Source organism: Kitasatospora sp. NPDC088548 (assembly GCF_044753005.1).
In the GTDB taxonomy this organism is placed as follows: Bacteria; Actinomycetota; Actinomycetes; order Streptomycetales; family Streptomycetaceae; genus Kitasatospora.
The window spans coordinates 1-25,203 of record NZ_JBIVMI010000029.1; the positions used below are offsets into that span (position 1 = coordinate 1).

Annotated in this window: 21 protein-coding genes; 15 read left to right on the plus strand and 6 right to left on the minus strand. The window is 75.1% G+C overall.

What is annotated here, in order from left to right; translation table 11 throughout:
- The first annotated feature begins 245 nt into the window (after positions 1–245).
- Positions 246–2,636, plus strand: coding sequence for an ArnT family glycosyltransferase (locus ACIP82_RS29925; protein ID WP_400657922.1), 2,391 nt, complete (start codon positions 246–248; stop codon positions 2,634–2,636).
- Positions 2,637–2,739: 103 nt separating this feature from the next.
- Here the strand turns inward: ACIP82_RS29925 and ACIP82_RS29930 are convergent, their stop codons facing one another.
- Together ACIP82_RS29930 and ACIP82_RS29935 are read right to left on the minus strand one after the other, a co-directional pair.
- Positions 2,740–4,341 (minus strand): alpha/beta hydrolase, encoded by a 1,602-nt coding sequence (locus ACIP82_RS29930; RefSeq protein ID WP_400657924.1) that lies wholly within the window; start codon positions 4,339–4,341, stop codon positions 2,740–2,742.
- Between the two features lie 121 nt (positions 4,342–4,462).
- Positions 4,463–5,233, minus strand: coding sequence for an HNH endonuclease family protein (locus ACIP82_RS29935; RefSeq protein ID WP_400657926.1), 771 nt, complete (start codon positions 5,231–5,233; stop codon positions 4,463–4,465).
- Between the two features lie 168 nt (positions 5,234–5,401).
- On the opposite strand from ACIP82_RS29935, the gene ACIP82_RS29940 reads away from it, so the two are divergent.
- From ACIP82_RS29940 to ACIP82_RS29960, 5 genes are all read left to right on the plus strand, one after another.
- Positions 5,402–6,004: a nucleotidyltransferase family protein gene (locus ACIP82_RS29940; protein WP_363615154.1), complete on the plus strand. Its 603-nt coding sequence runs from the start codon at positions 5,402–5,404 to the stop codon at positions 6,002–6,004.
- Between the two features lie 188 nt (positions 6,005–6,192).
- Positions 6,193–7,047 carry a hypothetical protein gene (locus tag ACIP82_RS29945; RefSeq protein WP_363615142.1) on the plus strand — a complete coding sequence of 285 codons (855 nt, stop codon included), beginning with the start codon at positions 6,193–6,195 and terminating at the stop codon, positions 7,045–7,047.
- 464 nt (positions 7,048–7,511) lie between these two features.
- Positions 7,512–8,354 carry a hypothetical protein gene (locus ACIP82_RS29950; protein WP_400657928.1) on the plus strand — a complete coding sequence of 281 codons (843 nt, stop codon included), beginning with the start codon at positions 7,512–7,514 and terminating at the stop codon, positions 8,352–8,354.
- A 164-nt stretch (positions 8,355–8,518) separates the two neighbouring features.
- Positions 8,519–9,454, plus strand: coding sequence for a (2Fe-2S)-binding protein (locus tag ACIP82_RS29955; RefSeq protein WP_363614908.1), 936 nt, complete (start codon positions 8,519–8,521; stop codon positions 9,452–9,454).
- Positions 9,455–9,679: 225 nt separating this feature from the next.
- A complete protein-coding gene (locus ACIP82_RS29960) occupies positions 9,680–10,732 on the plus strand; it encodes a DUF2637 domain-containing protein (RefSeq protein WP_363614906.1) in 1,053 nt (350 codons plus the stop codon).
- Between the two features lie 46 nt (positions 10,733–10,778).
- Here ACIP82_RS29960 and ACIP82_RS29965 read toward each other — a convergent pair whose 3' ends face one another.
- Complete coding sequence (locus ACIP82_RS29965) at positions 10,779–12,818, minus strand: SpoIIE family protein phosphatase (RefSeq protein ID WP_363614904.1); 2,040 nt, start codon at positions 12,816–12,818, stop codon at positions 10,779–10,781.
- Here ACIP82_RS29965 and ACIP82_RS29970 point away from each other — a divergent pair.
- A complete protein-coding gene (locus ACIP82_RS29970) occupies positions 12,808–13,143 on the plus strand; it encodes a hypothetical protein (protein WP_363614902.1) in 336 nt (111 codons plus the stop codon). The two genes, ACIP82_RS29965 and ACIP82_RS29970, sit on opposite strands and share 11 nt — an antisense overlap.
- 218 nt (positions 13,144–13,361) lie before the next feature.
- On the opposite strand, the gene ACIP82_RS29975 is transcribed toward ACIP82_RS29970, so the two are convergent.
- Complete coding sequence (locus ACIP82_RS29975; protein ID WP_363614900.1) at positions 13,362–13,901, minus strand: ATP-binding protein; 540 nt, start codon at positions 13,899–13,901, stop codon at positions 13,362–13,364.
- 403 nt (positions 13,902–14,304) lie between these two features.
- Between ACIP82_RS29975 and ureA the strand changes: the two genes are divergently transcribed.
- From ureA to ACIP82_RS29995, 4 genes are all read left to right on the plus strand, one after another.
- Positions 14,305–15,015, plus strand: a complete 711-nt coding sequence (ureA, locus tag ACIP82_RS29980; protein WP_363614899.1) for an urease subunit gamma — start codon at positions 14,305–14,307, stop codon at positions 15,013–15,015.
- A gap of 70 nt (positions 15,016–15,085) precedes the next feature.
- A complete protein-coding gene (locus ACIP82_RS29985; RefSeq protein ID WP_363614897.1) occupies positions 15,086–16,807 on the plus strand; it encodes an urease subunit alpha in 1,722 nt (573 codons plus the stop codon).
- Between the two features lie 28 nt (positions 16,808–16,835).
- On the plus strand, positions 16,836–17,879 hold the full coding sequence (locus ACIP82_RS29990) for an agmatine/peptidylarginine deiminase (RefSeq protein ID WP_400657933.1): 1,044 nt from the start codon (positions 16,836–16,838) through the stop codon (positions 17,877–17,879).
- Positions 17,880–17,994: 115 nt separating this feature from the next.
- On the plus strand, positions 17,995–18,645 hold the full coding sequence (locus ACIP82_RS29995; RefSeq protein ID WP_400657935.1) for a TetR family transcriptional regulator C-terminal domain-containing protein: 651 nt from the start codon (positions 17,995–17,997) through the stop codon (positions 18,643–18,645).
- Between the two features lie 13 nt (positions 18,646–18,658).
- On the opposite strand, the gene ACIP82_RS30000 is transcribed toward ACIP82_RS29995, so the two are convergent.
- Entirely contained in the window at positions 18,659–20,317 is a 1,659-nt protein-coding gene (locus ACIP82_RS30000) for a hypothetical protein (protein WP_400657937.1), read from the minus strand.
- A gap of 364 nt (positions 20,318–20,681) precedes the next feature.
- On the opposite strand from ACIP82_RS30000, the gene ACIP82_RS30005 reads away from it, so the two are divergent.
- The 3 genes from ACIP82_RS30005 (at position 20,682) to ACIP82_RS30015 (ending at position 22,675) form a co-directional block, all read left to right on the plus strand.
- Positions 20,682–21,194, plus strand: coding sequence for a hypothetical protein (locus ACIP82_RS30005; protein ID WP_363614889.1), 513 nt, complete (start codon positions 20,682–20,684; stop codon positions 21,192–21,194).
- Between the two features lie 120 nt (positions 21,195–21,314).
- Positions 21,315–21,980, plus strand: a complete 666-nt coding sequence (locus tag ACIP82_RS30010; protein ID WP_363614887.1) for a DUF3105 domain-containing protein — start codon at positions 21,315–21,317, stop codon at positions 21,978–21,980.
- Entirely contained in the window at positions 21,977–22,675 is a 699-nt protein-coding gene (locus tag ACIP82_RS30015; protein WP_400657941.1) for a DUF305 domain-containing protein, read from the plus strand. The genes ACIP82_RS30010 and ACIP82_RS30015 overlap by 4 nt, the downstream gene beginning before the upstream one ends.
- A gap of 295 nt (positions 22,676–22,970) precedes the next feature.
- On the opposite strand, the gene ACIP82_RS30020 is transcribed toward ACIP82_RS30015, so the two are convergent.
- Positions 22,971–24,476, minus strand: a complete 1,506-nt coding sequence (locus ACIP82_RS30020; RefSeq protein ID WP_400657944.1) for an MFS transporter — start codon at positions 24,474–24,476, stop codon at positions 22,971–22,973.
- A 100-nt stretch (positions 24,477–24,576) separates the two neighbouring features.
- Between ACIP82_RS30020 and ACIP82_RS30025 the strand changes: the two genes are divergently transcribed.
- On the plus strand, positions 24,577–25,170 hold the full coding sequence (locus tag ACIP82_RS30025; RefSeq protein WP_363609177.1) for a MarR family winged helix-turn-helix transcriptional regulator: 594 nt from the start codon (positions 24,577–24,579) through the stop codon (positions 25,168–25,170).
- Positions 25,171–25,203 lie beyond the last annotated feature (33 nt).

Consider the following 25,203-nt stretch of genomic DNA (forward strand, 5'->3'; position numbering starts at 1 on the left):
GCCCCTCAAACGCGCCCAACACCGCAACTGGCCACCACCCCAACCAGCCACCGTCACGATCACCAAGCGAGACACGAATTAAGTCACCGGCATTGCGCCTAGGGCGGCGGCCTCCTGGCGGCCACCGGAGCCCGCCACCGGGACGGCCGCACGGTGCCGGGATCCGGCGGCCGGAAGGCAGGATCACAGACGGCTCATAGCGTCGTCTCACGGTTCTCTCAGCCGCGCGGCCGACCGTATCGTCCATGACCACGACCAGCTTCTCCCCTCCGGCCGGCGAACCGTGGCCCGAGGCCGCGAGCCACCCGCCGCCGGAGGTGCCGCAGCCGGCACCGGACGCCGCCGGGCCCGCCCGGACCCCCGCGGCCGGCCCGCTCTTCCCGGAGTTCCCGCTGCCGCCCACCGGCCTCAGGGGCCCGGCGTCCTGGAGCGGCCGGCTGCGCACCCTCCCCGCCCGCGCCTGGCGCGGGCGGGCGGACGACCCGCGCTGGGTGCGGCCCGCCCTGCTGGCGCTGCTGGCCGCGACCGCGGTCCTCTACCTCTGGGGGCTGAGCGCCTCCGGTTGGGCCAACGCCTTCTACTCGGCCGCCGTCCAGGCCGGCAGCCAGAGCTGGAAGGCCTTCTTCTACGGTTCCTCGGACGCCGGCAACTTCATCACCGTCGACAAGCCCCCGCTGTCGCTCTGGCCGATGGCGCTGTCCGCCCGGGTCTTCGGGCTCTCCTCCTGGTCCGTCCTCGCCCCGCAGGCGCTGATGGCGGTCGCCACCGTGGGCACCCTCTACGCGGCGGTGCGCCGCCGCTTCTCCCCGCTCGGCGGCCTGCTGGCCGGCGCCGCGCTGGCGCTGACCCCGGTGGCGGCGCTGATGTTCCGCTTCAACAACCCGGACGCGCTGCTGGTCCTGCTGCTCACGCTGGCCGCGTACGGGCTGGTGCGGGCCACCGAGACGGCGGGCACCCGGTGGCTGGTGTTCACCGGGGTGATGTTCGGGCTGGGCTTCCTCACCAAGACCCTCCAGGCCTTCCTGGTGCTCCCCGCCTTCGCGGTGGTCTACCTGGTGGTGGCGCCGACCGGGCTCTGGCGACGGGCGCGCCAACTGCTGGCCGCCGGGCTGGCGATGGTGGTCGCGGGCGGCTGGTGGGTCGCGGTGGTCGAACTGGTGCCGGCCTCGGCCCGGCCGTACATCGGCGGCTCGCAGGACGACAGCTTCCTCTCCCTCACCTTCGGCTACAACGGCTTCGGCCGCCTCAACGGCAACGAGACCGGCAGCGTGGGCGGCGGCCGGTTCCCGACCGGGATGACAGAGGTCCCCGGCGCGATGCCCGGCGGAATGCCCGGCGCGGTGGCCGGCAGCACGCGTGGCGGTGGCTGGGGCGAGACCGGCATCACCCGGCTGTTCGACGGCGACGTCGGCGGGCAGATCGCCTGGCTGCTGCCGGCCGCGCTGATCCTGCTGCTCCTCGGGCTCTGGGCGACCCGCCGCTACGCCCGTACCGACACCGCCCGCGCGGCCTTCCTGGTCTGGGGCGGCTGGCTCCTCTGCACCGCGCTGACCTTCAGCTTCATGTCCGGCATCTTCCACCAGTACTACACGGTGGCGCTCGCGCCCGCGGTGGCCGCCCTGGTCGGCATGGGCGCGGACGGGCTCTGGCGGGCCCGGCACCGGCTGCCGTACGCGGCGGTGCTGGCCGGCACCCTGGCGGTGACGGCGGTCTGGGCGTACGTCCTGCTCGGGCGAAGCGCGGAGTTCCTTCCGTGGCTGCGCTGGGCGGTGCTGGTCGGCGGGCTGGTCGCGGCGGTGGGGCTGCTACTGGCCGGTCCGCCGGCGGCACGCCTGGCGGCACGGTCGGCGGGTGTGCCCGGCGCTTCGGGGGTCGGCGGACGACTCGGCGGGCGACTTGCCACGGTGGCGGGACTGGTGGGCCTGGCGGCGGCGTTCGGCGGGCCGGCCGCGTACGCGGTGGACACCGTCGGCACCCCGCACACCGGCTCGATCGTGACGGCGGGCCCGTCGGTGAAGGGCTCCTTCGGACCGGGTGGCGGCAGGCACGGCGGGCCCGGCGGGCCTGCCTTCGTGGCCAACGGCGGGACGTTCACGCCCCCGCAGGGCGGCCAGGGCGCTCCGGGCGGCGGCTTCGGCGGCGCCTGGCCGGGCGCGGGCACCGGCGACGGCACCGACGGCCGGAACGAGCGCGGTACCGCCGGCGGCCGGGGCAACGGCACCACCGGCCAGGGCGGCCCGGGCGGCATGGGCGGGCTGCTCAACGGCGCCAAGGTCGGCAGCGAGGCCGCCGAAGCGCTCAGGCAGGACGCCGACCGCTACACCTGGGCCGCCGCGACCAGCGGCTCGCAGAACGCCGCCAGCTACCAACTCGCCTCCGGCGTCCCGGTGATGGCCCTCGGCGGTTTCAACAGCACCGACCCGTCGCTCAGTCTGAGCGCCTTCCAGCAGTACGTGCAGGAGGGCAAGGTGCACTGGTTCATCGGCGGCGGAGGCTCGCGCCGGACGCCCGGCGGCGCCGGCGGCGAGGCGCGGGAGACGCAGACCGCGCAGATCGAGAGCTGGGTGGAGAGCCACTTCACCGCGAAGACCGTGGGCGGCTCCACGCTCTACGACCTGACGGCGCCGACGTCCTGACCACCCCATGACGAAGGGGGCGCACCGCGCGGCAGCGGTGCGCCCCCTTCTCGTGCGGGGCCGACGGGCCCGGCACGTCAGTCCCTCACATCAGCCCGGCGCATCAGTCCGTCGGGCAGCGCGTCCCGGCGGCCGGCACGGTGCCGTCCACCAGGAAGGTGTGGACCGCGGTGCGGATGCACGCGCTCCTCCCGTACGCGGTGTGCCCGTCGCCCTCGCGGGTGAGCAGCACGCCGTGGGCGAGCCCGGCGGCCAGCTTCTCCGACCACGCGTACGGCGTGGTCGGGTCGCCGGTGGAGCCGACCACCAGGATCGGCGCGCTGCCATCGGCCTTGACGGTGTGCGGCTTCTCGGCCGAACGGAACGGCCAGGTGCGGCAGTCCGGGTCGAACAGGGCCGACAGCGGGTTGTGCTTGCTGATCAGCGGGGCCTTGGCGGCGAGCTCGGCGAGGGCCGCCTGGAGCTCCGCGTCCGTGGGCGCCATGGCGGCGTCCGCGCAGTGGATGGCGGTGTAGGCGTCGGCGGAGACGCCGTAGTGGCCCTGTTCGTCGCGCTTGTTGTAGTCGTCGGCAAGGGTGAGCAGGTAGTCGCCCTTGTCGTGCTCCATGGCCAGGGTCAGGATGGCGCGCAGGTCGGCGCGGGCCTTCTCGCCCCCGTAGAGGTTGTCGATCACACCGGTCCAGGCGGCGTTGGCGGTGACGGTGCGCCCGTTGGTGGCGGTGAGCGGGTGGTCCTTGAGCCCGTCGAGGAAGCCGGCGAGCTTCTGCGCGGCCTTGTCCGGGTCCTTGCCGAGGGGGCAGCCCTTCTGCTTGACGCAGTCGGCGGCGAATTCCTGGAACGCCCGCTCGAACCCGGCCTGTTGGTCGATGTTGTGCTGGATCAGCGGCACGGACCGGTCCGTGGCACCGTCCAGGACCAGTCGGCCGGTACGGTCCGGGAACTCCTCGGCGTAGATGCTGCCGAGGTAGGTGCCGTAGGAGAGGCCGAGGTAGTTGAGCTTCTCGTCACCGAGGGCCCCGCGCAGGACGTCCATGTCCCGGACGGTGTCGCGGGTGCCGAGGAAGGGCAGCGCCTTGCCGTACTTGGCCTGGCAGGCGTCGGCGAGGGTCTTGCCGTGGGCGTCGCCGGGTTCGTCGGTGGTGAGCCACCCGTCGCGGGCCTTGTCGTCCAGGCAGTTGACGGGGCTGGTGCGTCCGACGCCGCGCGGGTCGAAGCCGACCACGTCGAAGTGGTCGTGCAGCGGCCCGTCGTAGTCCGTCTGCCCGGTCTGGACCATGCGGACGCCGGAGCCGCCGGGCCCGCCGGGGTTGACCAGCAGGGAGCCGACCCGCTGGTCCGGCCTGGCGGAGGGAATCCGGGAGAGCGCGACGTCGATCGCGTCGCCCGCCGGGTGGGCGTAGTCGAGCGGGACCTTGAGGGTCGCGCACTGCACCGCCGACTCGTCGACCTTCTTGGTCGCCGGATCGTCGGCGCAGGGCGCCCAGTTGAGCTGCTGGCCGTAGAACGCCTTGAGCGCCGGGTCCGCCGCGCCGGTGGGCGTGGGCGTCGGGGTGGGCGTCGCGGTCGGGGTGGGCGTCGTGGCGGGGCTCGGTGCGGTGGCGGACGCGGTGGAGGCCGTGTCCGTCCCGCCGGAGCCGGTGCAGCCGGCCAGGAGGGCGGCGGCGACGGCGGCGGGCAGCGCGCGCCGGGAGAACCGGATGATCATCGAGTGCACCGCACACGAATATCACCCGGTCATCACATGAGTCATATCGTTATCGCCGCGCCGCCACCACGCCCCCATCAAAGCCTCCGCACATAAGGACAAAGGCTGATGAAACGTTTCGTCAACCGCCGCACTGCTGCAGCATGGCCTTCTTGTCCGCCTCGGTGACCGGGAGTTGGTACTTCAGCGAGACCTGGGCGAAGCGCACCGCGTAGGAGCAGCGGATCGCGGTGTTGGCCGGCAGCCAGGAGGCCGGACCGGAGTCACCCTTGGAGGCGTTCTGCGAGCCGTCGGCCGGGATGAGGTTGAGCGGGTCGTTGGCGATCTGCACGCGCTTGGCCTTGTCCCACTTGGACGCGCCCATCTGCCAGTCGTAGGAGAGCGGCATCACGTGGTCGATCTGGATCTTCGTGGCCTGCTGCTTGGTCCACTGGACGGTCTTGCCGGTGTACGGGTCGTAGATGGTCATCGCGGTGACCACGCAGTTCGAACCGTCCTTGCGCTCCAGCGACTTGCCGTCGCGGGCGAGCAGGTCGTTGCGGGTGTCGCAGCTGTTGTGGCCGAACGGGACGCCGTCCACGTTGTCCGTCCAGGCGGGGCCGAACTCGTTGCGGTCGTAGCCGTCCTTGGAGCCGTTGGCGGCGGTGGCGACCTTGCCGATGATGTCCCGGCCGGCCTTCTGGTCCTCGGGCGAGGTCAGCGGCGCCAGGCCGGGCTTGGTGCCGTCGGGGTTCTGCAGCGGGCTGGTGCCCAGGTCCCCGGCGGCGGCCGGCGCCCCGGAGGACGCGGCACCGTCGGTGGACGACTTCTTGGCGCCGGAGCAGCCGGCCAGCGCCAGGGTGGATATCAGGAACACGGCGGTGGCGGAGAGGGCGGTACGGCGGGCGGGCACGGATGACTCCCGAGGTGGTGGGCGGCTGACGGCGACCCAGCAGACCAGCCGCCCGACACCCCGTCAAGGCGGCGCAACGCGAAGCGTTCGAGCATGTCGAAGCTCACATTCCGGTACCGGGCCGGGGACCGGCTGCGCGGCGGCGCCGCGGACGGGCAGGCTGGGCACATGCGGAACAGTGAACGACCCGTGGCCGCACTGGTCCTGGCCGCGGGGGGCGGACGGCGGCTGGGCGGTCGGCCCAAGGCCCTGGTCCGGTACCGGGGCCGGCCGCTGGTGGAGCACGCGGTGGCGGTGGTCCGGGCCGGCGGCTGCACGGAGGTGGCGGTGGTGCTGGGCGCGGCCCGGGAGCGGGTGCGGGCCACCGCCCATCTGCCGGGCTGCCGACTGGCGGACAACCCGGACTGGGCGGACGGCATGGGTTCGTCACTGCGCGCCGGGCTGGCCGCGCTGGCACCGGAGGCCTCGGCCGCGCTGGTGATGCTGGTGGACACCCCCGGGGTCACCCCGGCCGCGGTGGCCCGGCTGCTGACGGCCCACCGGGCGGGCGCGGACCTGGCCGCGGCGGCGTACGGCGGGCGGCGCGGGCACCCGGTGCTGATCGGCGCCCGGTACTTCGCCGAGGCGGCGGCGGGCGCGACCGGCGACACCGGAGCACGCGCACTACTGGGGGCGCACGCCGACGAAGTCGCGCTGGTCGAATGCGCCGATATCGCCGTCCCGGACGACCTCGACACCCGGGCCGACCTCGCCCGCTGGGCCGCCGGGTGACCGCCTCCGGCCTGGGCCGGGGCGCCCGCTCCCCCGCCGAGGTGAGAGCGGCTCCTCCTCACCGGGGAGAGATCGGCCGCACACCCCTGATCTGTCCCTGAGGATTGCCCCATTCCGCGCCACGGCCCCCGCGTTTCGGGGAGCATGGGACACGTCCTTCCTCCCGACTCGAACGGACGGTGCCCTCGATGTCCGGACTGCCCGACGACTTCACCGGGCGCGACCCCGCGCAGCACGGGCCGGGGGCGGGCGGTGGCGCCCGGGCGATCCGCTGCCCCGCCTGCCGCCGCGAGCACCTGTACGAGCCGCCGTCGCTGCCCTGCCCCTGCGGCGCCTCGCTGAAGGTGCCGCTGCTGCGCGGCGGCGTGCCGGTCCAGGTGCGGTTCCGCTCCTGGGAGGACTCCTGGCTGAACATGCGCTGCCCGCACTGCGGCCGCTCCGACCAGTGGCCCCAGCCCGAGTTCACCTGCAACTGCGGCGCCACCGTCCGGCTGCCGGTGGACCGCACCACCCGGCTGGGCGGCAGTGCGACCGCGGGGCCGCTCGGCAGCACCGGCCCGCAGGGCACCCGCCCGCAGCCGGCCCACCCGCTGGGCGCCCCGGTCCCGACCCCGCCGGCCGGGTCCGGCACCGCGGCCACGCCCTGGCGGCGGCGCGCGCCGTTCCGCCCGCACCCGGTGCGCACCTCGCAGGACGCGGTGTTCACCGCCGCCCGCTATCTGGAGTGGCTGGGCTTCGACGACCTGGAGCTGACGGAAGCCCAGGAGCGCGACGGGGTCACCCTGCTCGGCAGCCGGATGGTCGCCCAGGTGGACACCTGGACCGAGCCGGCCGACGTGAAGTCGGTGGAGTGCCTCTGGCTGCAGACCCTGCACGCCGAGGAGATGGCCGCCGCGATGTTCACCCTGGCCGGCTACTCCCACCAGGCCACCGTCCGCGGCGAACAGCTGCTGGTCGCCCTGTTCAGCCTGGACCTGGCCGGGGTGCCGCAGCCCGCCAACGGCGCCGCCGAGGCCCTGATGGAGACCGGCTGGACCTCCTGACCCGGCGGCCGGACGCCCTGCCGCACCGGTGAACTCACCGGCCGGACGCCCTGCCACACCGGCGGCCCACCGGCCGGACCGTCCGCCCCGCCGGTGACCCACCGGCCGGGGGGGGGGGCGGGGGGGCCCGCCCCCCCCCCCCCGCCCCCCCCCCCCCCCCCCCCCCCACCACCCCCCCCCCGCCCCCCCGCCCCCCCGGCGCCCCCCCCCGGCCGCCCCCCCCCCCCCCCCGGCGCCCCCCCCCCCCCCCCGCCCCCCCCGCGGGCCCCCCCCGGGGGGGGGCCCCGGGGCGGGCCCGGGCCCCACCGCCGTCGGCCCCGACGAACCGGCCACAACAAGCCGACCGCAACAACCTGCGCTCGTGATCTGGTGCACAAGCTCACCCCCGTGTTGAATTGCCGCCACAACGCGGGCCTCGGGGGGAGGCCTGTGTCCTGCTGGATGGCGCGCACAAGGAGGTGGCGTTGTCGGAGCACGGATCGGGCCCGAGCGGCCAGGACGGACGGGGGCCGACAGCGCCCCAGGAGCCGGGGGACACCGTGTGGCGGCTGCGGTCCCGGGCGTGCTGGCAGGAGGCCGCGGAGCTGTTACGCCCGGCCGCCGAGCGCGACCCCGGGGCAGCGCTCGGCCGGGCCGAACTCCTCATCGAACAATGCCTGTTCACCGCGGCCCACTGGCCCCAGGCGGAGCAGGCACTGCGGCTGGCCGAGGCCGTGGTGGCCACCACCGAACAGCGCGCGGCGGCCTCCTGCGCCCGCGGCTTCCTGGCGTACGTGGCCAGCGTGCTCGGCCCGCGGGACCGGCTGGACGAGGCGCAGGCGGCGCTCGGCCGCACCTCCGCGCTGCTGCCGCCGGACGCCCCCGGGCGGCCGCTGCTGGACTTCCGCCGGGGGCTGGTCGCCGAGAACCTGCTGCGCGACCCGACGGCGGCCTGGATCGCCTACCGCCGGGCGCACGAGGGCGCGGGCGAGCGGGGGGACGAGCTGCTGCGCTCCTACACCTGGCGGCACCTGGCCGCGCTGGCGCTGGCCACCGGGGACCACGACCGGGCCCGGGAGGGGTTCGACGCCTCACTGCGGCTGCGCGAACAGCTCGGCTTCACGGTGGGTGTCGCGCCCGCGCTGGCCGCGCTGGCCGAGGTCGTCGAGCCGGACGAGGCCGTCCGGCTGCGGGCCGAGGCGGCCCGGCTGGTCCAGGCGCTCGGGGGCGTACCGGTGTGGCTCGCGCGCCAGCTGAGCGCGGTGCGCCCACTGGTCACGCCCCCGGACGGACGCGTCGGGCGGGAGGCCCGGGGAACCATCAGCTAAGGTGAGCCTAACCTGGCCGGGGTGAGCAGTGCCCCGGCCGGCTCGCCTCGCCGTTCCCGGGCTCCGCCAGGCCCCGCCCGGCCGGGCCCGGCCGGAGTCCGCACCGTCCGGGGCGGGCCGGGCGGTCCCGGGCGGTCTCCGGTCGACCCGATAGGGCCCGCCCCATGACCGCGAGCAGCACCCGGCCCGGCCCCGCGCCGCACGCCCCCCGCACCACCCCCGCGCACGCCGTCACCCTCATCCCGGGCGCCCCCGCCCCCTGCGCCGCGAGCTACGGCCGGCTCACCGGACTGCTCCCCGCCCTGCGGGTGTACTGCGCCCCGCCGCGCAGCGGCGACGGCTGGGTCTCCGGCGCCGATCTGCTCGCCCGCCCGGAGGCGCTGCGCGAGCTGATCGCCCATGACGCCCGGCAGGGCCTGGCCCGGTACGGCCGCCCGCTGCGCCCGGACGTGGCGGCCGGCTTCGGTCTGCACCGCTTCGTCTGGCCGGTTTCGGTGCTCGCCACCCTGCCGTGGTTCCTGGAGCGCCGGGTGCCGCTGCTCACCCCCGGGGACGTCTCGGTGCGCCGTGGCACCGGCGAGCTGACGGTCCGCCCGGAGGCCTTCCTCTGCCTGCCCGACGACCCCGCCGCCGGCCTGCGCGGCGCCCGGACGGTACCCGACGGGCCCGCGCTGGCCGCCGGGCTCCGGGCGGCCCTGGCCGACCTCCTGACGCCGGTGCTCGCCGCCTTCCGCCCGCAGGTACGGCGCGGCCCGCGCACGCTCTGGGCGATGGCGACGGACGCGGTGGTGGAGGGCCTCTGGTACGTCGGCCGGCTGCTCGGCGAGGAGGAGCGGGCCCGCGCCGAACTCTCCGCGCTGCTCACGCCGGAGCTCCCGGCGTGCGCACCGGGCGCGGGACGCTCGGGTACCGGCGCCCCCGCGCCCTTCACGCCCGGCGCGGGCTTCACCTCCGGAGCGCGCCCCGGCCCTGACGCCCCGAATGCCCAGGACACCCAGGACGCCCGGACCGCCGACCGGACCCGGGCGAGCTGCTGCCTCGTCTACACCGTCCGGCCCGAGGCCATGTGCGGCGGCTGCCCCCGGGTGGCACGGGGTTGACGCAAGGATGACCGAATACGCATCGGGGCAGAGTGCGCCAAGCCCGGAATTCCGGGAAATAACCACCCCAAATTAATGCGACAATGATATTGAATTTGCCCCAGAAATCCCCCTCACCAGCGCATTGAGGGCGAGTCAGTCATTCTCCGGCCGCTTATCCGTCATGATGGTCCCCACCGTCACGGCGGCGGAAAGCGACGCAGGAAAGCGAGGCTGGTCCAGGCGATGAAAATGTCCGACATACCGCTCGGTTGGGCCATCACCGCCGTCGCGGTGCTGCTGGTCACCGCCCTCCTGGTGGCCCTGGCCCGGAACCGGGGCGGCCCCACCACCTCCAGCGGCCCGGATTCCTGGGAGCGGTCCGAGGAACGGCGCCGGCGCAAGGAATCGCTCTACGGCGCCGCCTCGTACACCCTGCTGTTCTGCTGCGCCGCCGTCGCCGCCGCGCTCTCCTTCCACGGACTGGTCGGCTTCGGGATCCAGAACCTCAACCTCTCCGGGGGCTGGGAGTACCTGGTGCCGTTCGGCCTGGACGGCGCGGCGATGTTCTGCTCGGTGCTCGCCGTCCGCGAGGCCAGCCACGGTGACGCCGCGCTCGGCTCGCGCCTGCTGGTCTGGCTGTTCGCCGGCGCCTCCGCCTGGTTCAACTGGGTGCACGCCCCGCGCGGCTTCGGCCACGCCGGCGCCCCGCAGTTCTTCGCGGGGATGTCGCTCTCGGCGGCCGTCCTGTTCGACCGCGCGCTCAAGCAGACCCGCCGGGCCGCCCTGCGCGAGCAGGGTCTCGTCCCGCGCCCGCTGCCGCAGATCCGCATCGTCCGCTGGCTGCGCGCCCCGCGCGAGACCTACGCTGCCTGGTCGCTGATGCTGCTGGAGGGCGTCCGGAGCCTGGACGAGGCGGTCGACGAGGTCCGCGAGGACAAACGGGAGAAGAGCGCCGAGCGCGAGCGCCGCAAGCTGGCCGGCCGCCGCGAGCGGGCCGAGATCAGGGCCATCAACCGCACCAACAGCGTCTGGCGCCAGCGCGGCGGACCGGCCCGGCAGCTGGAGTCCGGCTCGGAGTCCGCCATAGCCGCCGGCCCCTCGACCGACCGGACCGCCGTCGAGCCACCGGGGCCGGCCGCGGCGCCCGCCGCCGAGGGCACCGTGGTCAAGCCGGGCCTGCCGGCCCGACCTGACCGGCGCACCATCGACCTCACCGTGGAGGAGGACACCGTGGCACTGCCCCGGCTGGACTCGCTGGAGCGCAAGCTGAAGGACCTGGAGCAGCAGTTCGGCTGAGGTCGGCCCGGGGCCTGTCCGACAGGCCCCGGCTCCGGCCCCGGCCTCAGGCCGCGGGCGTCGCGGTGAGCTCGAACCACATCCGCTTGCCGGTGCCCCGCGGCTCCACGCCCCAGCCGTCCGCCAGCGCCTCGACCAGCATCAGCCCGCGGCCGGAGGACGCCTGCTCCCCCGGTGTCCGGCGGGTCGGCCAGAGGTCCGACTCGTCCTCCACCTCGACCCGGAGCCGGGCCCGGCCGCCGTCGGCCGTCGGCTCGCGGTAGAGCCGGGCGGTGAACATCGCATCCCGGTCGGTGTGCCGGATGGCGTTGGTGACCAGCTCGGACGCCAGCAGCTCGGCCGTGTCGACCAGCTCGGCCACACCCCAGCGGCGCAGCGCGTCGCACAGTTCGGCCCGCACCTCGGAGATCCGGGCGAGGTCGGCCTGCCCGATCCGGCGGCGGAGCTGCTGGGCGGCCAGGCCGCCCGCCGGGCCGTCCCAGCGCAGGAGCAGCAGCGCTATGTCGTCCTCGCGCTCGCTGGAGTCGGCGGCCTGGGAGGCGATCCGGTCCGCGAGGTCCTCCAACGGGTCACGGGCGCTCTCCTCCCCGGCCGCGACCGGGCCGGCGAGCGCCCGGGTGAGCCGGGCGATGCCGTCGTCGAGATCCATGCCGCGCGCCTCGACCAGGCCGTCGGTGCAGAGCAACACCGTCTCGCCCGGGTCCAGGCTGAACCGGGTGACGCGGTACTCCTCGTCCGAGGCGATGCCCAGCGGCAGACCGCCCGCGACCGGCTGGACGGCGGCGGTGCCGTCGGCCCGGCGGACCACCGGGTCGAGGTGGCCGGCCCGGACGGCGTAGACCACGCCGTAGTCGACGTTCACCTCGGCGTAGGTGCAGGTGGCGAAGTGGTCGGTGTCCAGGTCGGCGAGGAAGCGCGAGGCGCGGGCCATCACGGCGGCCGGCGGGTGGCCCTCCGCGGCGTACGCCCGCAGGGCGATCCGCAGCTGGCCCATGATCCCGGCGGCGTGCACGTCGTGCCCCTGGACGTCGCCGATCACCAGGCCGACGTGCCCGCCGGGCAGCGGGACCACGTCGTACCAGTCGCCGCCGATCTGGAGCCCCGAACCGGCGGCCAGATAGCGGACGGCGGTGGTGACGCCGGGCACCGACGGCACGCTGCGCGGCAGCATCACCCGTTGCAGGCCGGCCGCCAGCTCGTGCTCGGCGTCGTGCAGCCGGGCCCGGGCCAGCGACTGGGCGACCAGGCCGCCCAGGGTGGAGAGCAGGGTGCGCTCGTCGGCGTCCAGCTGGCGGTCGTCGTCGAAGCTGACCAGGCAGACGCCGATCGCCCGGCCGCTGGCCACCAGCGGCAGGAACGCCCAGGAGCCGCGGCCGCTCCGGCTGGTCGACTCCCACACCTCCGGGTAGCGCTCGCGGTACTCCTCGCGGCCGGTGACGAAGACCGGCGCGCGGTTGCGCAGCGCCTCGGCCGCCGGGTGGGCGACGGGCAGCACCGAGCGGTCGTAACCGGAGATCTCCCCCGGCCGGTAGCCGGAGGCGCCGAGCACCCGGACCCGGCCCGCCTCGAAGGCGGCCAGCACCAGGCCGTCCGGCGGCAGGCCGGGCAGCGGCAGCTCGGTGAAGACCCGGGCGACGTCGCGGACGGTGACGGCCTCGGAGAGCGCGCGGGCGGCCTCCTTGATGAACCGTGAGCGCTCCTCGCGCAGCAGGGCCAGCCGGTCGGCGCGGTCGCGCTTGTGCAGCTCGACGGTGGCGTCCCAGACGAAGCCGACCATCCGTGAGGCGCGGCCGAAGGCGTCCGCGAGCACCCGGCCGCGGAAGCGCACCGCCTTCATCGCCCCGCTCGGCCCGACCGTGCGGTAGTAGGCGCCGCACTGGCCCAGCTCGGCCACCGCGCGCTCGACCCGGCGGCGCACCACGGGGGCGTCCTCGGGGTGCAGCAGGGCCAGGAAGGAGGCGGAGGTGCGGTCGAAGCGGCTCTTGTCCGCGGCGTCCAGGCCGATGATGGCGCAGGCCCGCTGGTCGCCCTCCAGGACGTCGCGGCGGATGTCCCAGTCGAAGGAGCCGATGCCGTTGGCGGCCATCGCGGGCTCCAGCCAGTCCGGCGTGGAGTCCCCGGAGGAGATCGGCAGGCCGCCGGAGAGCATCGGCGCCAGCCGCCCGGCCGCCAGCCCCGGTGCCGTCCGCAGCGCGTGCCTGCGCGCCGCCTGGGCGGGTGGTCTCGCCCGCCCCGACCCGGCCGTGGACGAGCCGGGAGGAAGCGCCGGCCCCGGTGACTCGGGCTCAGTGGGCATGCTGCTCCTGCCGCTGCCGTGGTGGACCGCGCCGACCGTCCGGGCGGGCCGCATGGCGGTGTGGTGGGTGGTGCTGGATCGGACGGTGCCGACGGACGGTGGTCAGTCGAGGTGATGGCTCCCCGCTGCTTCCCGCACGCGGGCACACATTCCCACCATCCTGTCCAATGTTCGGCCGAGCGGCAATGGCAACGGGCCGGAAATCTTCCGCCCGGCCTTCCGTCACGGGCGCCGTTCGGCGGCGAACGACCTGATCTTCCAAGGCCGGCCCCGGCCCACCGGTCCGGGCCGGGCACGGCCGCCGGGGCGCCCGCCCGTCCGGGCCCGCCTCGGTCAGGGCGAGGCCAGCTCGAACCAGGTGACCTTGCCGTCCCCGCGCAGCTGCACCCCCCAGGAGTCGGCCAGCGCCTCGACCAGCAGCAGCCCGCGCCCCGAGGTGGCGTACTCGCCCTCCGGGTCGCGGCGGCGGGGCAGCCGGGTGGTGCCGTCCTGGACCTCGATCCGCAGCCGCAGGTCGGCGCCGAGCGCCGCGTCGAACGCCGCGCCCTGGCCGGTGTGCAGGAGCGCGTTGGTGACCAGCTCGGAGGAGAGCAGCTCGGCCGTGTCGGCCAGCTCGGGCACCCCCCAGATCCGCAGCGCGGACCTCAGCCGGCTGCGCACCGCCCCGACCGCGACCAGGTCGGCCGCCTCCAGCGTCAGATGCAGCCGGCGGTGCAGCGCGCAGCCGGGTGCCGGAGCACTCGGCAGTGCCGGGCCCGCCCGCCCGGTGGTGCCCGGCAGGCCGGACGCCCCGGGCCCGCCCCCCTGGGGCCTCGGCCGAAATGCGTCCCCCGAACTCGTCCGCTGCCGCGGGAATCGCGACTGACCGTCCATCAACACATGCCCCCGCCCTCAATCCGGGCTCCCGCTGCCGGATCCCCTGCCGACCGGGTGGCCCCCTCGTTCTGACCACTCATCCTCATGCCCAGCCTGCGGCGCTTTCAACAGTGTGCGTCCGATCACCTGGGGTGAAAGGGGCACGGGGTGGCCGGCGTGATCCAACTGCCCGGGCCGGACAGGTTTGCGATGCGTACAAGCCATTTTCGAAGCCGGGCCGCGGCCCGCCGCGCCCGCGTACGCCGCCCCCGGCCCGCCGCGGACCCGATGGCGGTGCCCGGCGAGCCGAACGTCCGGGGACGGGCAACGCTGGACAGGGCGGCCGGGTCCGGGTTCAATGACCCGAGATGTTTGAACGCCGTTCTAACGTCATTCCCCCGGCGACCGCGAGCGAGGAACCGTGCGACTGACCCCCACCGAGCGGGACCGGCTGCTGATCTTCACAGCAGCCGAGCTGGCCCGCGCCCGCCGCGCCCGGGGCGTACGCCTCAACATCCCGGAGGCGCACGCCCTGATCGCGGACACCGTCTGCGAGGCCGCCCGGGACGGCCGGCGCCTCGCCGAGGCGATCGAGGCCGGGCGCTCCGTGCTCGGCGCCGAGGACGTGCTGCCCGGTGTGGCGGACGTGGTCACCGTGGTCCAGGTCGAGGCGGTCTTCGAGGACGGCACCCGGCTGGCCGTGGTCAACGACCCGTTCAAGGGCGCGGGATCGCTCGACCACGAGGCCCCCGGCGGCACGCTGCTCGGTGACGGCGCGGGCTACGACCCGGTCGAGGAGACGGTGCTGCTGCCCGTCCACAACACCTCCGCGGTGCCGATCTCGGTCACCTCGCACTTCCACTTCTTCGAGTCCAACCCGCGCCTGGCCTTCGACCGCGCCGCCGCCTACGGCACCCATCTGGCGGTACCGGCCGGCTCCTCGGTCCGCTTCGACCCGGGTGCCACCGTGGAGGTCGGCCTCGTCCCGATCGCCGGCGAGCGGGTCGCGATCGGCTTCGCCGGCCTGGTCGACGGCCCGCTGGACGCGCCCGGCGCGAAGGAGGCCGCCCTGGCGAAGGCGCGCGCCACCGGCTACCTGACCGGCTTCGACGACGCCGAGGTGCAGTCGTGAGCGGACGGAGCCGACAGATGGACACGGCCGCCGCGGGGACGCGGGCCGACGAGCGAAGCGAGGCCGGAGCATGAGTGCCATCACCCCCCACGACTACATCTCGGTGCACGGCCCGCGGGCCGGGGACCGGGTCCGGCTCGGGGACTCCGGACTGATCGTCCGGGTGGAGTCGGACTCGCAGGCGCCGGGTGAGGAGTTCCTGGCCGGCTTCGGCAAGACCGCCCGCGACGGCCTGCACCTCAAGGCCGCCGCCGTCCGCGACACCTGCGACGTCGTGATCAGCAACGTCCTGGTCATCGACGCCGTCCAGGGCATCCGCAAGACCTCCATCGGCCTGATCGACGGCCGGATCGCCTCCATCGGCCGGGCCGGCAACCCCGACACCCTGGACGGCGTCGACGTCGTCGTCGGCACCGGGACCACGATCGTCTCCGGCGAGGGCCTGATCGCCACCGCCGGCGCCGTCGACACCCATGTCCACCTGCTCTCGCCGCGGATCATGGAGGCCTCGCTGGCCTCCGGCGTGACCACGATCATCGGCCAGGAGTTCGGCCCGGTCTGGGGCGTCGGCGTCAACTCGCCCTGGGCGCTGCGGCACGCGTTCAACGCCTTCGACGCCTGGCCGGTCAACATCGGCTTCCTGGGCCGGGGCTCGTCCTCCGACGCGGCGCCGCTGGTCGAGGCGCTGGCCGAGGGCGGTGCCTCCGGCTTCAAGGTCCACGAGGACATGGGCGCCCACACCCGCGCGCTGGACACCGCGCTGCGGGTCGCCGAGGAGTACGACGTCCAGGTCGCCCTGCACACCGACGGCCTCAACGAGTGCCTCTCCGTCGAGGACACGCTGAAGGTGCTGGAGGGCCGGACCATCCACGCCTTCCACATCGAGGGCTGCGGCGGCGGACACGTCCCCAACGTGCTGAAGATGGCCGGTGTGGAGAACGTCATCGGCTCCTCCACCAACCCCACCCTGCCGTTCGGCCGTGACGCCCTCGGCGAGCACTTCGGCATGATCGTCTCCGCCCACGACCTCAAGGTCGACCTCCCCGGTGACGCCGCGATGGCCCGCGACCGGATCCGCGCCGGCACGATGGGCGCCGAGGACGTCCTCCACGACCTCGGCGTCATCGGCATCACCTCCTCCGACGCCCAGGGCATGGGCCGCGCCGGCGAGACCGTCCGCCGCACCTTCGCCATGGCCGGCAAGATGAAGGCCGAGCTCGGCCCGCTCGACGGCACCGGCTCCTACGGCACCACCGACGGCGGCGACGACAACGAGCGCGTGCTCCGCTACATCGCGAAGCTCACCATCAACCCGGCGATCGCCCACGGCCTGGCCCACGAGGTCGGCTCCATCGAGATCGGCAAGCTCGCCGACATCGTGCTCTGGCGCCCCGACCACTTCGGTGCCAAGCCGCAGCTCGTCCTGAAGGCCGGCTTCCCCGCCTACGGCGTGGTCGGCGACCCCAACGCCTCCACCGACCGCTGCGAACCCCTCGTCCTCGGCCCCCAGTTCGGCGCCCACGGCGCGACCGCCGCCGACCTCTCCGTCGCCTTCGTCGCCCAGGCCGCCGCCGACGGCGCGTACCTGGACCGCCCGGCCGACGGCATGCCCACCCGGCGGCGCCGGGTCGGCGTCCGGAACACCCGTGGCATCGGCCCGCGCGACATGGTGCGCAACGCCCGGATCGGCGACGTCCAGGTCACCGAGACCGGGCTGGTCTCCCTCGACGGCTCCCCGCTGCGCTCCGAGCCCGCCGACAGCGTCTCGCTCAGCCGCCTGTACTTCCTCTGAACGCCCTCACCCGCCTTAGGACTTGACGATGACCCCGACCCCCGCCTCGCTCGGCTACCGGATGCCCGCCGAGTGGCACCCGCACGACCGCACCTGGATGGCGTTCCCGACCGCCAACCCGACCTTCGACAGCCCGGAGCACCTGCACGCCGGCCGCGAGGCCTGGGCCCGGGTGGCCAACACCATCGTCCGGTACGAGCCGGTGACCCTGGTCGTCAACACCGGTGAGACCGAGGAGGCGCGCAAGTACGTCGCCCCCGAGGTCGAGATCGTCGAGCGCCCGCTGGACGACGCCTGGATGCGCGACATCGGCCCGTCCTTCCTGATCGACGACAGGGGCTCGGTCGCCGCCACCGACTGGATCTTCAACGGCTGGGGCGCGCAGTCCTGGGCCCGCTGGGACAACGACCAGCACATCGCCGAGCACATCGGCGAACTGACGGGTGTTCAGCGGTTCGCCTCCCGGCTGATCAACGAGGGCGGCGGCATCCACGTCGACGGCGAGGGCACCGTGCTCGTCACCGAGACCGTCCAGCTCGGCGAGGGCCGCAACGCCGACTGGACCAAGGAGGAGGTCGAGGCCGAGCTGCACGCCTTCCTCGGCACCACCAAGGCGATCTGGCTGCCGCGCGGACTCACCCGCGACTACGACGAGTTCGGCACCCGGGGCCACATCGACATCGTCGCTTCCTTCGTCCGCCCCGGCGTCGTGGTCGCGCACGTCCAGCCGGACCCGTCCCACCCCGACCACGAGGTCTGCCAGGAGCTGGTGGCGGTCCTGCGCGCCGCCACCGACGCCCAGGGCCGGCCGCTGGAGGTCGTCGAACTGCCCGCCCCCACCGTCCTGCTGGACGAGGAGGGCGAGCCGGTCGACTACTCCTACATCAACCACTACGTGGCCAACGGCGCCGTGATCCTCTGCGGCTTCGACGACCCCCGTGACCAGGAGGCCGCCGCCGTCCTGGGCCGGGCCTATCCCGGCCGCACGGTCGAACTGGTCGACGCCCGCGAGATCTTCGCCAACGGCGGCGGCATCCACTGCATCACGCAGCAGCAGCCGAAGGCCGTCTGACCCGACTGCCCCGACTGGGCCCTGTCCGGCCGATCCTGCCGGACAGGGCCCGCACGGCATGCCCCCACAACACAGGCACGACGCAGGCACGGCACGGCACAGAGGAGACGAGCAGATGACGGAGCCCCGCCCGCGCCGGCCGGCGCGCCCCCGCGAGGAGGTCTTCGCCACCGCGCGGGCGGCGATCGCCGAGCACGGGCTCGCCAGACTCACCATGGCGGGCCTGGGCAGACAGCTCCAGATGAGCGCCGGACACCTCCTCTACTACTTCGGCAGCAAGGACCAGCTGCTGCTGGAGACCCTGCGCTGGAGCGAGGAGCAGCTCGGCACCCGCCGCCACGCCGCCCTGACCGACGGCGTCCCGACCGACGGCGCCCTGACCGACGGCATCCGGCCCGGCGCCGGACCGGACGTCTGGGCGCGGCTCGGCGAGTACGTCCGGCTCTACCTGCCCGAGGGGCCGGGCGACCCGCGCTGGATCCTCTGGGTGGAGGTGTGGGGCCGCTCCCCCGCCAGCGAGGAACTCCGGCAGGGGCAGCTGGAGATCGAGGCCCCGTGGCAGGCGGACCTGGTCGTCCTGATCGAGAACGGCACCGCCGCAGGCCACTTCGGGCCCGGCCCGGCCGTTGAGCGCGCCTTCCAGATCCGCGCCCTGCTGGACGGTCTCGCCGTCCCGCTCGCCCTCGGGCTGCCCGGCGCGCGCCGCACCAAGGCGCTGCACCTGGCGGATTCGGCCTGCCGGGCCCTGCTGGGGGCGGCCAACTGACCGCTCGCCCCGCTCACTCCGTCCAGATCGCGGCCGCCGTGCGGTCGTCGGCGTACCCCTTGGCGCGGACCTGCACCTGGCGGAGGAAGTCCACGGTGCCCGGCGGGTGGGGGTGGGCCCAGTGGGCGGCGAGGAAGTGGGCGACGGCCGGTTCGTCGGCGATCGGACGCGCCAGGCCCGGGCTGCAGAGCAGCAGGATGTCACCCGGGGTGGCCGGGACCATCCGGAAGCGGAACGGGCGCGGCTCCGGCACCGGGGCGTCGGGCAGCGGCGGCTGGCCGTCCGGGTGGTGCAGCAGACGGGCCGCGTAGGCGTCGATCCAGTGGCCCGAGCGCAGCAGGAACAGCCCGCCGGGACCGACCCCGAACGCCGCCCGGTAGGTGGCCGCCGGGTCGAGCGAGAGCAGCAGACAGTGCAGCGAGGCGGGGGACGGCGCGTCGTCGCCCTCCGCCCGGGGCGCGAGCGCGCGCAGCGGGGCGGCGGCGCTGGTGGCCAGCCGCTGGAGTCCGTACCGGAGCCGGTCGCGGGCGCCGTCCCGGAGGTCGGCGGCAAGCCCGGACCGGCTGCGGCCGATCGCGGCGGCGAGCTGGCGGCAGGCCTCGGCGGTAGCCGTGGCGACGGCCTCCGGGGCGGCGTCGGTGGCGGTGCCGGTCCCGGGCTCGGCGCCCGGGGCGGTCGCGGACTCGGTGGCGGAGCGGTCGAAGCTGCCGACGGCCGCGAGCAGCAGTCCGTCGGGGCCGTCGCCGAACCTGGTGACCAGCAGGGTGTCGCGGCGCGGCTCGCCCCGGTGGCGGGCGGAGTCGCCCCGGACGGAGACGGCGCGCAGCGTGGCGGAGGCGTACTGGGCGCCCTCCAGCGCGGTGTCCGGCACGACGGCGGCCAGCGTGCCGGGGGCCGTCTCCGGGACGGCGGTCGGCTCCGGCCCGTACGTGGGCGGGCGCTCACCGACGTGCGGCACGACGGGCCCGGCGCCGGGGCGCGGCGAGCGGGGGGTGGGGCGGGGCGCGGAGAGCGCGGGAGCGGGGGCAGCCGCCTCGGGGGCGGGTGGCCGGACGGCCGGGGCGGGTTCGGGTTCGGGCTTCGTCAGGACCGGGGCGGGCTCCGACGCGGGCTCGGGCTCCGGCTTCTGGGCAACCGGCACCGGCTCCGGCTTCTGGAGAACAGGCTCGGGCTCGGGTACGGCCTCGGGCTCCGCCGCCGGTACCGGAGCGTCCGCCGGCTCCTCGGCCCGCGCGTCGGCCGCCCAGGACGGGGCCGGGAACCTGTGGGTCTCCTCCGCAGCGGGCTGCTGGCCGATCACCCCGGCCGCGGTGTCGAACCAGTCGTCGATGCTGTCCCGCGCCGGCCCCTCGTCCCCCGTCGGCGCCACCTCCGACAGCGGCGCCGCTTCGGCCGGCTCCTCGGCCGGCTCCTCGGCCGCCGGGGGCTCGGCCGGCTCCGGCGCTGCCGGCACCTCCGCCACCGCGGCGTCCGCCGCCGGAACCGCCGGCTCGCCCGTCCGCTGCCGGCCGATCAACCCGGCCGCCGTCTCGAACCAGTCGTCGACACTGCCCTCCCCCGACACGGCGTCCGGGGTGTCGGGAAGGGTGCCCGCCGGGCCTTGGTAGACCGCATCCCACCAGCCGTCCTCCGACCGCTGCTGCTGCTTCGCGGGTGCACCCTGATTGCTCATCTGGCGGCTCCTGGTCGGTCCGTGGTCGCGCCGCCCCCGGCGGGGCCGGACTCGACGTCATTCTCCCCAAGTGCAACGACGCTGTCCGGGTTTCGGCGACAACCGGACACGGACACGCACTGATCGGATGATCCCGGCCACCGGGTCGGTCCCCGGGTTCGCCCCCGGTTCCGCCGCCGTTCCATTCGTGCTTACCGGAACCGTCCCGAGCAGGGCGTTTCCGGGACGTTCCGGTCCGTCGGCCGCCGAAAATGGCCCCGGAGCAGGGGCATCGGTTCACCCGTTCGGCTGATTAAATGTGCGCATGACCGCGTCGGCCCCCAGATCACCCCGACCGGGGAGGGCCGCACTCACGGGCCACCCGGTGGGTGCGCTGTGGATCCTGCTGCTGGTCGGGCTGCTCACCTCACTGCCGTGCGCGGGGCAGGCCCAGGCGGTCACGGGCCACCGCCACGCCTCTTCGCAGGTGGCCGCCGCGGCCACGACCGCCCTGACCACCACCCTCGTCGGTCCGGCCGCCGGGGCGACGGGGGCGCCCGGCGTACGCCAGGCCCGCGCGGGCGGGCCCGACCGGCAGTCCGCCGCCCCGCACACCGGCCCCGCCCACCGGACCGCCGACCGTCCGGACGCCGGGGGCCACCGCCACTGGACCTGGTGCTCGGCCGACGGCGAGCTGCCGCAGCGCAACAACGGCTGCTCCAGCCACCCGTACTGCGCCCAGGAAGCCCAGCTGCCCAACCCGCCGCCGCAGCCGCAGCCCGCGGTGGCGCCCCGGACGGAGGCGGCCGAGACGCTGCCCCGGCTGCCCCGCGCCGGGCTTCTGGTCGGCCCGCACCCGGCGCCCGACCTGCACGAACTCCAGGTACACCGGTCCTGAGCGGAGCCCACCGCCTGGTCCCCCGCGGCTTTCGCCGAGGGCGGTGACCGGCGGGTCCGCCCTTCCGCTCTCTCTTCAGACCGCCGTGCCCACAGCGCGCGGCGGGGACAAGGACAACCCATGGGTTCCGCCTCCAAGCAGTCCAACAAGCCGACCGGCAAGCAGGCCGGCCTCGACCGCCGCGCCCGGATCGCCGAGCTGCGCGCCGTCGAGGAGCGCCGCGACCGCAGGAACAAGATCGTCGCGTCGGTGGTCGCCGGTGTCCTGGTGGTCGGCGCGATCGCCACCGGCACCTGGGTCGTGGTGGACGCCAACCAGGACAAGAAGGCCAAGCAGGCCGCCGCCGCCGCGCCGATCGACGGCGTGCAGACCTTCGGCGACCTCAGCCGCAACCACGTCAAGGACAAGGTCACCTACCCGCAGACCCCGCCGGTCGGCGGCGACCACAACGCGATCTGGCTGGACTGCATGGGCCACGTCTACGACCAGCCGGTCGAGAACGAGCGCGCCGTCCACTCGCTGGAGCACGGCGCGGTCTGGGTGACGTACAACGGCAAGGCCACGCCGGAGGACCTCAAGACGCTCTCCGACAAGGTGAAGACCACCCCGTACTCGCTGATGAGCCCGTACCCGGACGAGAAGGGCACCATCACCCTCAGCGCCTGGAGCACCCAGCTGATCGTGGAGAGCGCCAGCGACCCCCGGGTGAACGAGTTCTTCACCAAGTACGTCCAGGGCCAGCAGACCCAGGAGCCCGGCGCCTCCTGCACCATGGGGGCGATGTGACCGCCGAGGCGTCCGAGGCCCCGGCCGAGGACGACGGGGCCCCGGCGGCGAGCCGCCGGAGGCTCTGGTGGCCGGCCGCGCTGGCCGCCGCCCTGGCGCTGGCACTCGGCGTGCCCGCCCTGGTGGCGAGCGGGACGTCGGCCTCCGGCTCGTCCTCCCTGACCGCGCCGGCGACCGACTCGCCCGAGGCCGGGTTCGCCCGCGACATGGCGACCCACCACCAGCAGGCCGTGGACCTGTCGTTCATCGTCCGGGACCGGACGGCCGACGAGCCCGTCCGCACCCTGGCCTTCGACATCATCAACACCCAGGCCAACCAGCGCGGGATGATGATGGGCTGGCTCGACCAGTGGGGGCTCTCCCAGCACTCACCGGCCAAGCCGATGGTGTGGATGGCGATGGACCACGGCTACCAGGCGCACGACGGCTCGCTGATGCCGGGCATGGCCACCAACACCCAGCTGGCGAAGCTGCGCACGCTCAGCGGGCGCGACGCCGAGGTGTTCTACCTGCAGCTGATGCTGGAACACCACAAGGGCGGGGTCGAGATGGCCCAGGGCTATGTGGACCTGGCGAAGAACGACACCGAGAAGCGGCTCGCCCAGTCCATGGTGGTCGGGCAGACCTCGGAGATCCAGCTGATCACCGACATGCTCAAGGAGCGCGACGCCGCCCCCGGCGTCCCGGCCTCCTGAACGGCTCGCCCCACCCGGCCGGGGTGCGGCGGACGGTCTCCCCGTCCACCGCACCCCGGCCGTTCGCCGCAGCGCGCGGGTCAGGCCCGGCGGACGGTGACCAGGCAGTGCGGGGGCTGGTGGCGCGGTTCGAGTGGCAGGCCGCCCAGATCGGTGGAACGCGTCATCCCGTTGTGGTGGACGACGGCGTTGGCCCCTGAACCCCACGGCCAGGTGCGTCCGGGCAGCGTGCGGCGGCGGAACGGGCAGCCGGTGGATCCTGCGGTTCCGCGCGTGGCGCCGATGGGGCGGAGGGCTACAAGGTGTCCGACCGGGAGCGGGCGACCGGGCGACCGGCCGGGGCGGGGCGCCGGGCCGGGCGGGTCAGGGCGACCGCGAGGGCCGCGACGACGGCGAGCCCGATCAGCACCGTCCGACCGCCGGACGCCGTGCCCGCCAGGTGGACACCGAGCACGGGCAGGGCGGTGCCGAGCGCCGTACCCAGGCTGCGCGCCATGTTGACCATGCCGCCGCCGACCGCCGAGCACCCCGCCGGTATCGCCCGCATCACCAGGGCGTTGTTGGCGGGCAGCAGCAGGCCCAGCCCGTACCCGGTGACCAGCAGCGGCGCGGCCGCCGCCGTGCCGGTGGCCGGAACCAGCGCGAACAGCAGCAGCCCGGCACCCGCGGCGGACGCGCCGAAGCGGCAGCGGGTGACGTCCGACCAGCCCCGGGGCAGCAGACCGCCGCCGACGGTCGCGGCCACCACGAACGCGGCCGGCAGCAGGGTGATCACCAGGCCCGCCCGGCCCACCGGCACACCCGACCCGGTGAGCAGTACCGGGCCCAGCACCAGCGGACAGAACAGCAGCAGGTACCCGATCAGCGCGACCAGCAGGCCGGACCGCACACCCGGGGTGTTGACCAGCCCGGGTGCGAGGATCGGCCGGGCGGCCCGCCGCTCCTGCCGGACCAGCCCGAGGGCGAGCAGCACGGCGGCGAGCAGCAGCACGGCCACCGCCCAGCCGGGCAGCGGCAGGCCGGAGGCGGCGGAGAGGGCGAGCAGCAGCGCGGTGGACGCGCCGGTGAGCAGCAGCAGCCCGGGCAGGTCGAACGGGCCGCCCGAGGTCACGCCCGCGGCGCCGCCGGGCCAAGCGGTGCCGATCCGCGCGGTACCGACCGGAGCGGCGCGGTCGGGGTGGGTGCGCGGCAGCAGGTACCAGCCGGCCAGGATGCCGAGCAGGCCGATCGGCACGTTGATCCAGAACACCCACCGCCAGGAGGCGTGCTCCACCAGCAGCCCGCCGAGGCTCGGGCCGAGCGCCAGGCCGAGCCCCTGGGCGGCGGCCTGGATGCCCAGCGCACGCCGCATCGCCCGCTCGGGGACACCGCGTGCCACCAGGGCGACGCTGTTGGCCTGCATCATCGCGCCGCCGACCGCCTGGACGGCCCGGCAGGCCACCAGGATCCAGAGACCGCCGGCGAACCCGGCACCGAGCGAGGCCAGGGCGAAGACACCGAAGCCGCCGAGGTACACGGTCTTGCGGCCGACCAGGTCGGAGAGCCAGCCGATCGGCGCCAACAGGGCCACCAGCACCAGCAGATAGGCCAGCGCGACCCACTCGACGGCGGCGAAGCCGGCTCCGAAGTGCCGTCCGAGCTCCGGAAAGACCAGCGCGGTGACGCTGGCGGTCAGCTGTCCCAGGAACGCGCCCAGGCAGACGGTGGCGACGGCCAGCCAGTGGGCGTGCCGCCAGCCGGCGACACCACGCGGCCGGGGCCGCTCGGTGAGCAGCCGGCTCGCAAGGGCGGTGGCGTTCATACAGCGAAATATATCGGATACAGATATGTTCTTTCTACGAGCTGTTCGGTATGCGATCAGAACGCCGGGAAGGCCGCCACCAGGCGCTACGCTGTCCGCCATGCCGTCGTCACCGCCCGTTCCCGATCCCGCCGCCGGACCCCGGACCGAGGGCGGGACCTGTCCGGACGTCCTGGACCCGGCGGACCCCGGCGGCCCCACAGACCCGGCAGACCCCACGGACCCCGGCGGCGGCCCGGCGAACGAGCGCGCCCGGCGGCTCACCGACGTGGTCACCCGGCTGCGCCGCGCACTGCGCAGCAGCATCCGGACCGACTACCCGTGGGAGTCCCTGCCGATGGCGCAGGTCGAACTCCTCCAGACGCTCGCCGCCGCACCCCTGCGGGTCGGCGAACTGGCCGCCCGCCAGCGGCTCGCCCCGAACACCGTCAGCGGCCTGGTCGGCAAGCTGCTGGAGGCCGGGTTCGTGGACCGCCAGGCCGATCCCGGCGACCGCCGCACCGCCCGGATCGCCCTCACCGAGGCCGGTCAGCGACAGCTGGACGACTGGCAGCGCGCCCACGAACGCCGCATCGCCACCGCCCTCGGCACCCTCTCCCCCGCCGACCGGGAGGCCGTCATGCAGGCACTCCCGGCGCTCGAACACCTCGCCCGCGCCCTCGCCGAGCCCGGCGCCGGCGCCCCGCCCGAATAATCCGCTGTCGCCCGGCGCCGCACCACGGCTACG

What these genes read in the sequence shown, in the direction of transcription:
- ACIP82_RS29955 (WP_363614908.1), top strand. Translation starts at nt 8,519, where the DNA reads ATGACCGCGAGCAGCACCCGGCCCGGCCCCGCGCCGCACGCCCCCCGC.
- ACIP82_RS29945 (WP_363615142.1), top strand. Translation starts at nt 6,193, where the DNA reads ATGTCCGGACTGCCCGACGACTTCACCGGGCGCGACCCCGCGCAGCAC.
- ACIP82_RS30020 (WP_400657944.1), bottom strand. Translation starts at nt 24,476, where the DNA reads ATGAACGCCACCGCCCTTGCGAGCCGGCTGCTCACCGAGCGGCCCCGG.
- ACIP82_RS29975 (WP_363614900.1), bottom strand. Translation starts at nt 13,901, where the DNA reads ATGGACGGTCAGTCGCGATTCCCGCGGCAGCGGACGAGTTCGGGGGAC.
- ACIP82_RS29985 (WP_363614897.1), top strand. Translation starts at nt 15,086, where the DNA reads ATGAGTGCCATCACCCCCCACGACTACATCTCGGTGCACGGCCCGCGG.
- ACIP82_RS29960 (WP_363614906.1), top strand. Translation starts at nt 9,680, where the DNA reads ATGAAAATGTCCGACATACCGCTCGGTTGGGCCATCACCGCCGTCGCG.
- ACIP82_RS30010 (WP_363614887.1), top strand. Translation starts at nt 21,315, where the DNA reads ATGGGTTCCGCCTCCAAGCAGTCCAACAAGCCGACCGGCAAGCAGGCC.
- ACIP82_RS29930 (WP_400657924.1), bottom strand. Translation starts at nt 4,341, where the DNA reads ATGATCATCCGGTTCTCCCGGCGCGCGCTGCCCGCCGCCGTCGCCGCC.
- ACIP82_RS30000 (WP_400657937.1), bottom strand. Translation starts at nt 20,317, where the DNA reads ATGAGCAATCAGGGTGCACCCGCGAAGCAGCAGCAGCGGTCGGAGGAC.
- ACIP82_RS29940 (WP_363615154.1), top strand. Translation starts at nt 5,402, where the DNA reads ATGCGGAACAGTGAACGACCCGTGGCCGCACTGGTCCTGGCCGCGGGG.
- ACIP82_RS29995 (WP_400657935.1), top strand. Translation starts at nt 17,995, where the DNA reads ATGACGGAGCCCCGCCCGCGCCGGCCGGCGCGCCCCCGCGAGGAGGTC.
- ACIP82_RS29990 (WP_400657933.1), top strand. Translation starts at nt 16,836, where the DNA reads ATGACCCCGACCCCCGCCTCGCTCGGCTACCGGATGCCCGCCGAGTGG.
- ACIP82_RS30025 (WP_363609177.1), top strand. Translation starts at nt 24,577, where the DNA reads ATGCCGTCGTCACCGCCCGTTCCCGATCCCGCCGCCGGACCCCGGACC.
- ACIP82_RS29925 (WP_400657922.1), top strand. Translation starts at nt 246, where the DNA reads ATGACCACGACCAGCTTCTCCCCTCCGGCCGGCGAACCGTGGCCCGAG.
- ACIP82_RS29965 (WP_363614904.1), bottom strand. Translation starts at nt 12,818, where the DNA reads ATGGCCGCCAACGGCATCGGCTCCTTCGACTGGGACATCCGCCGCGAC.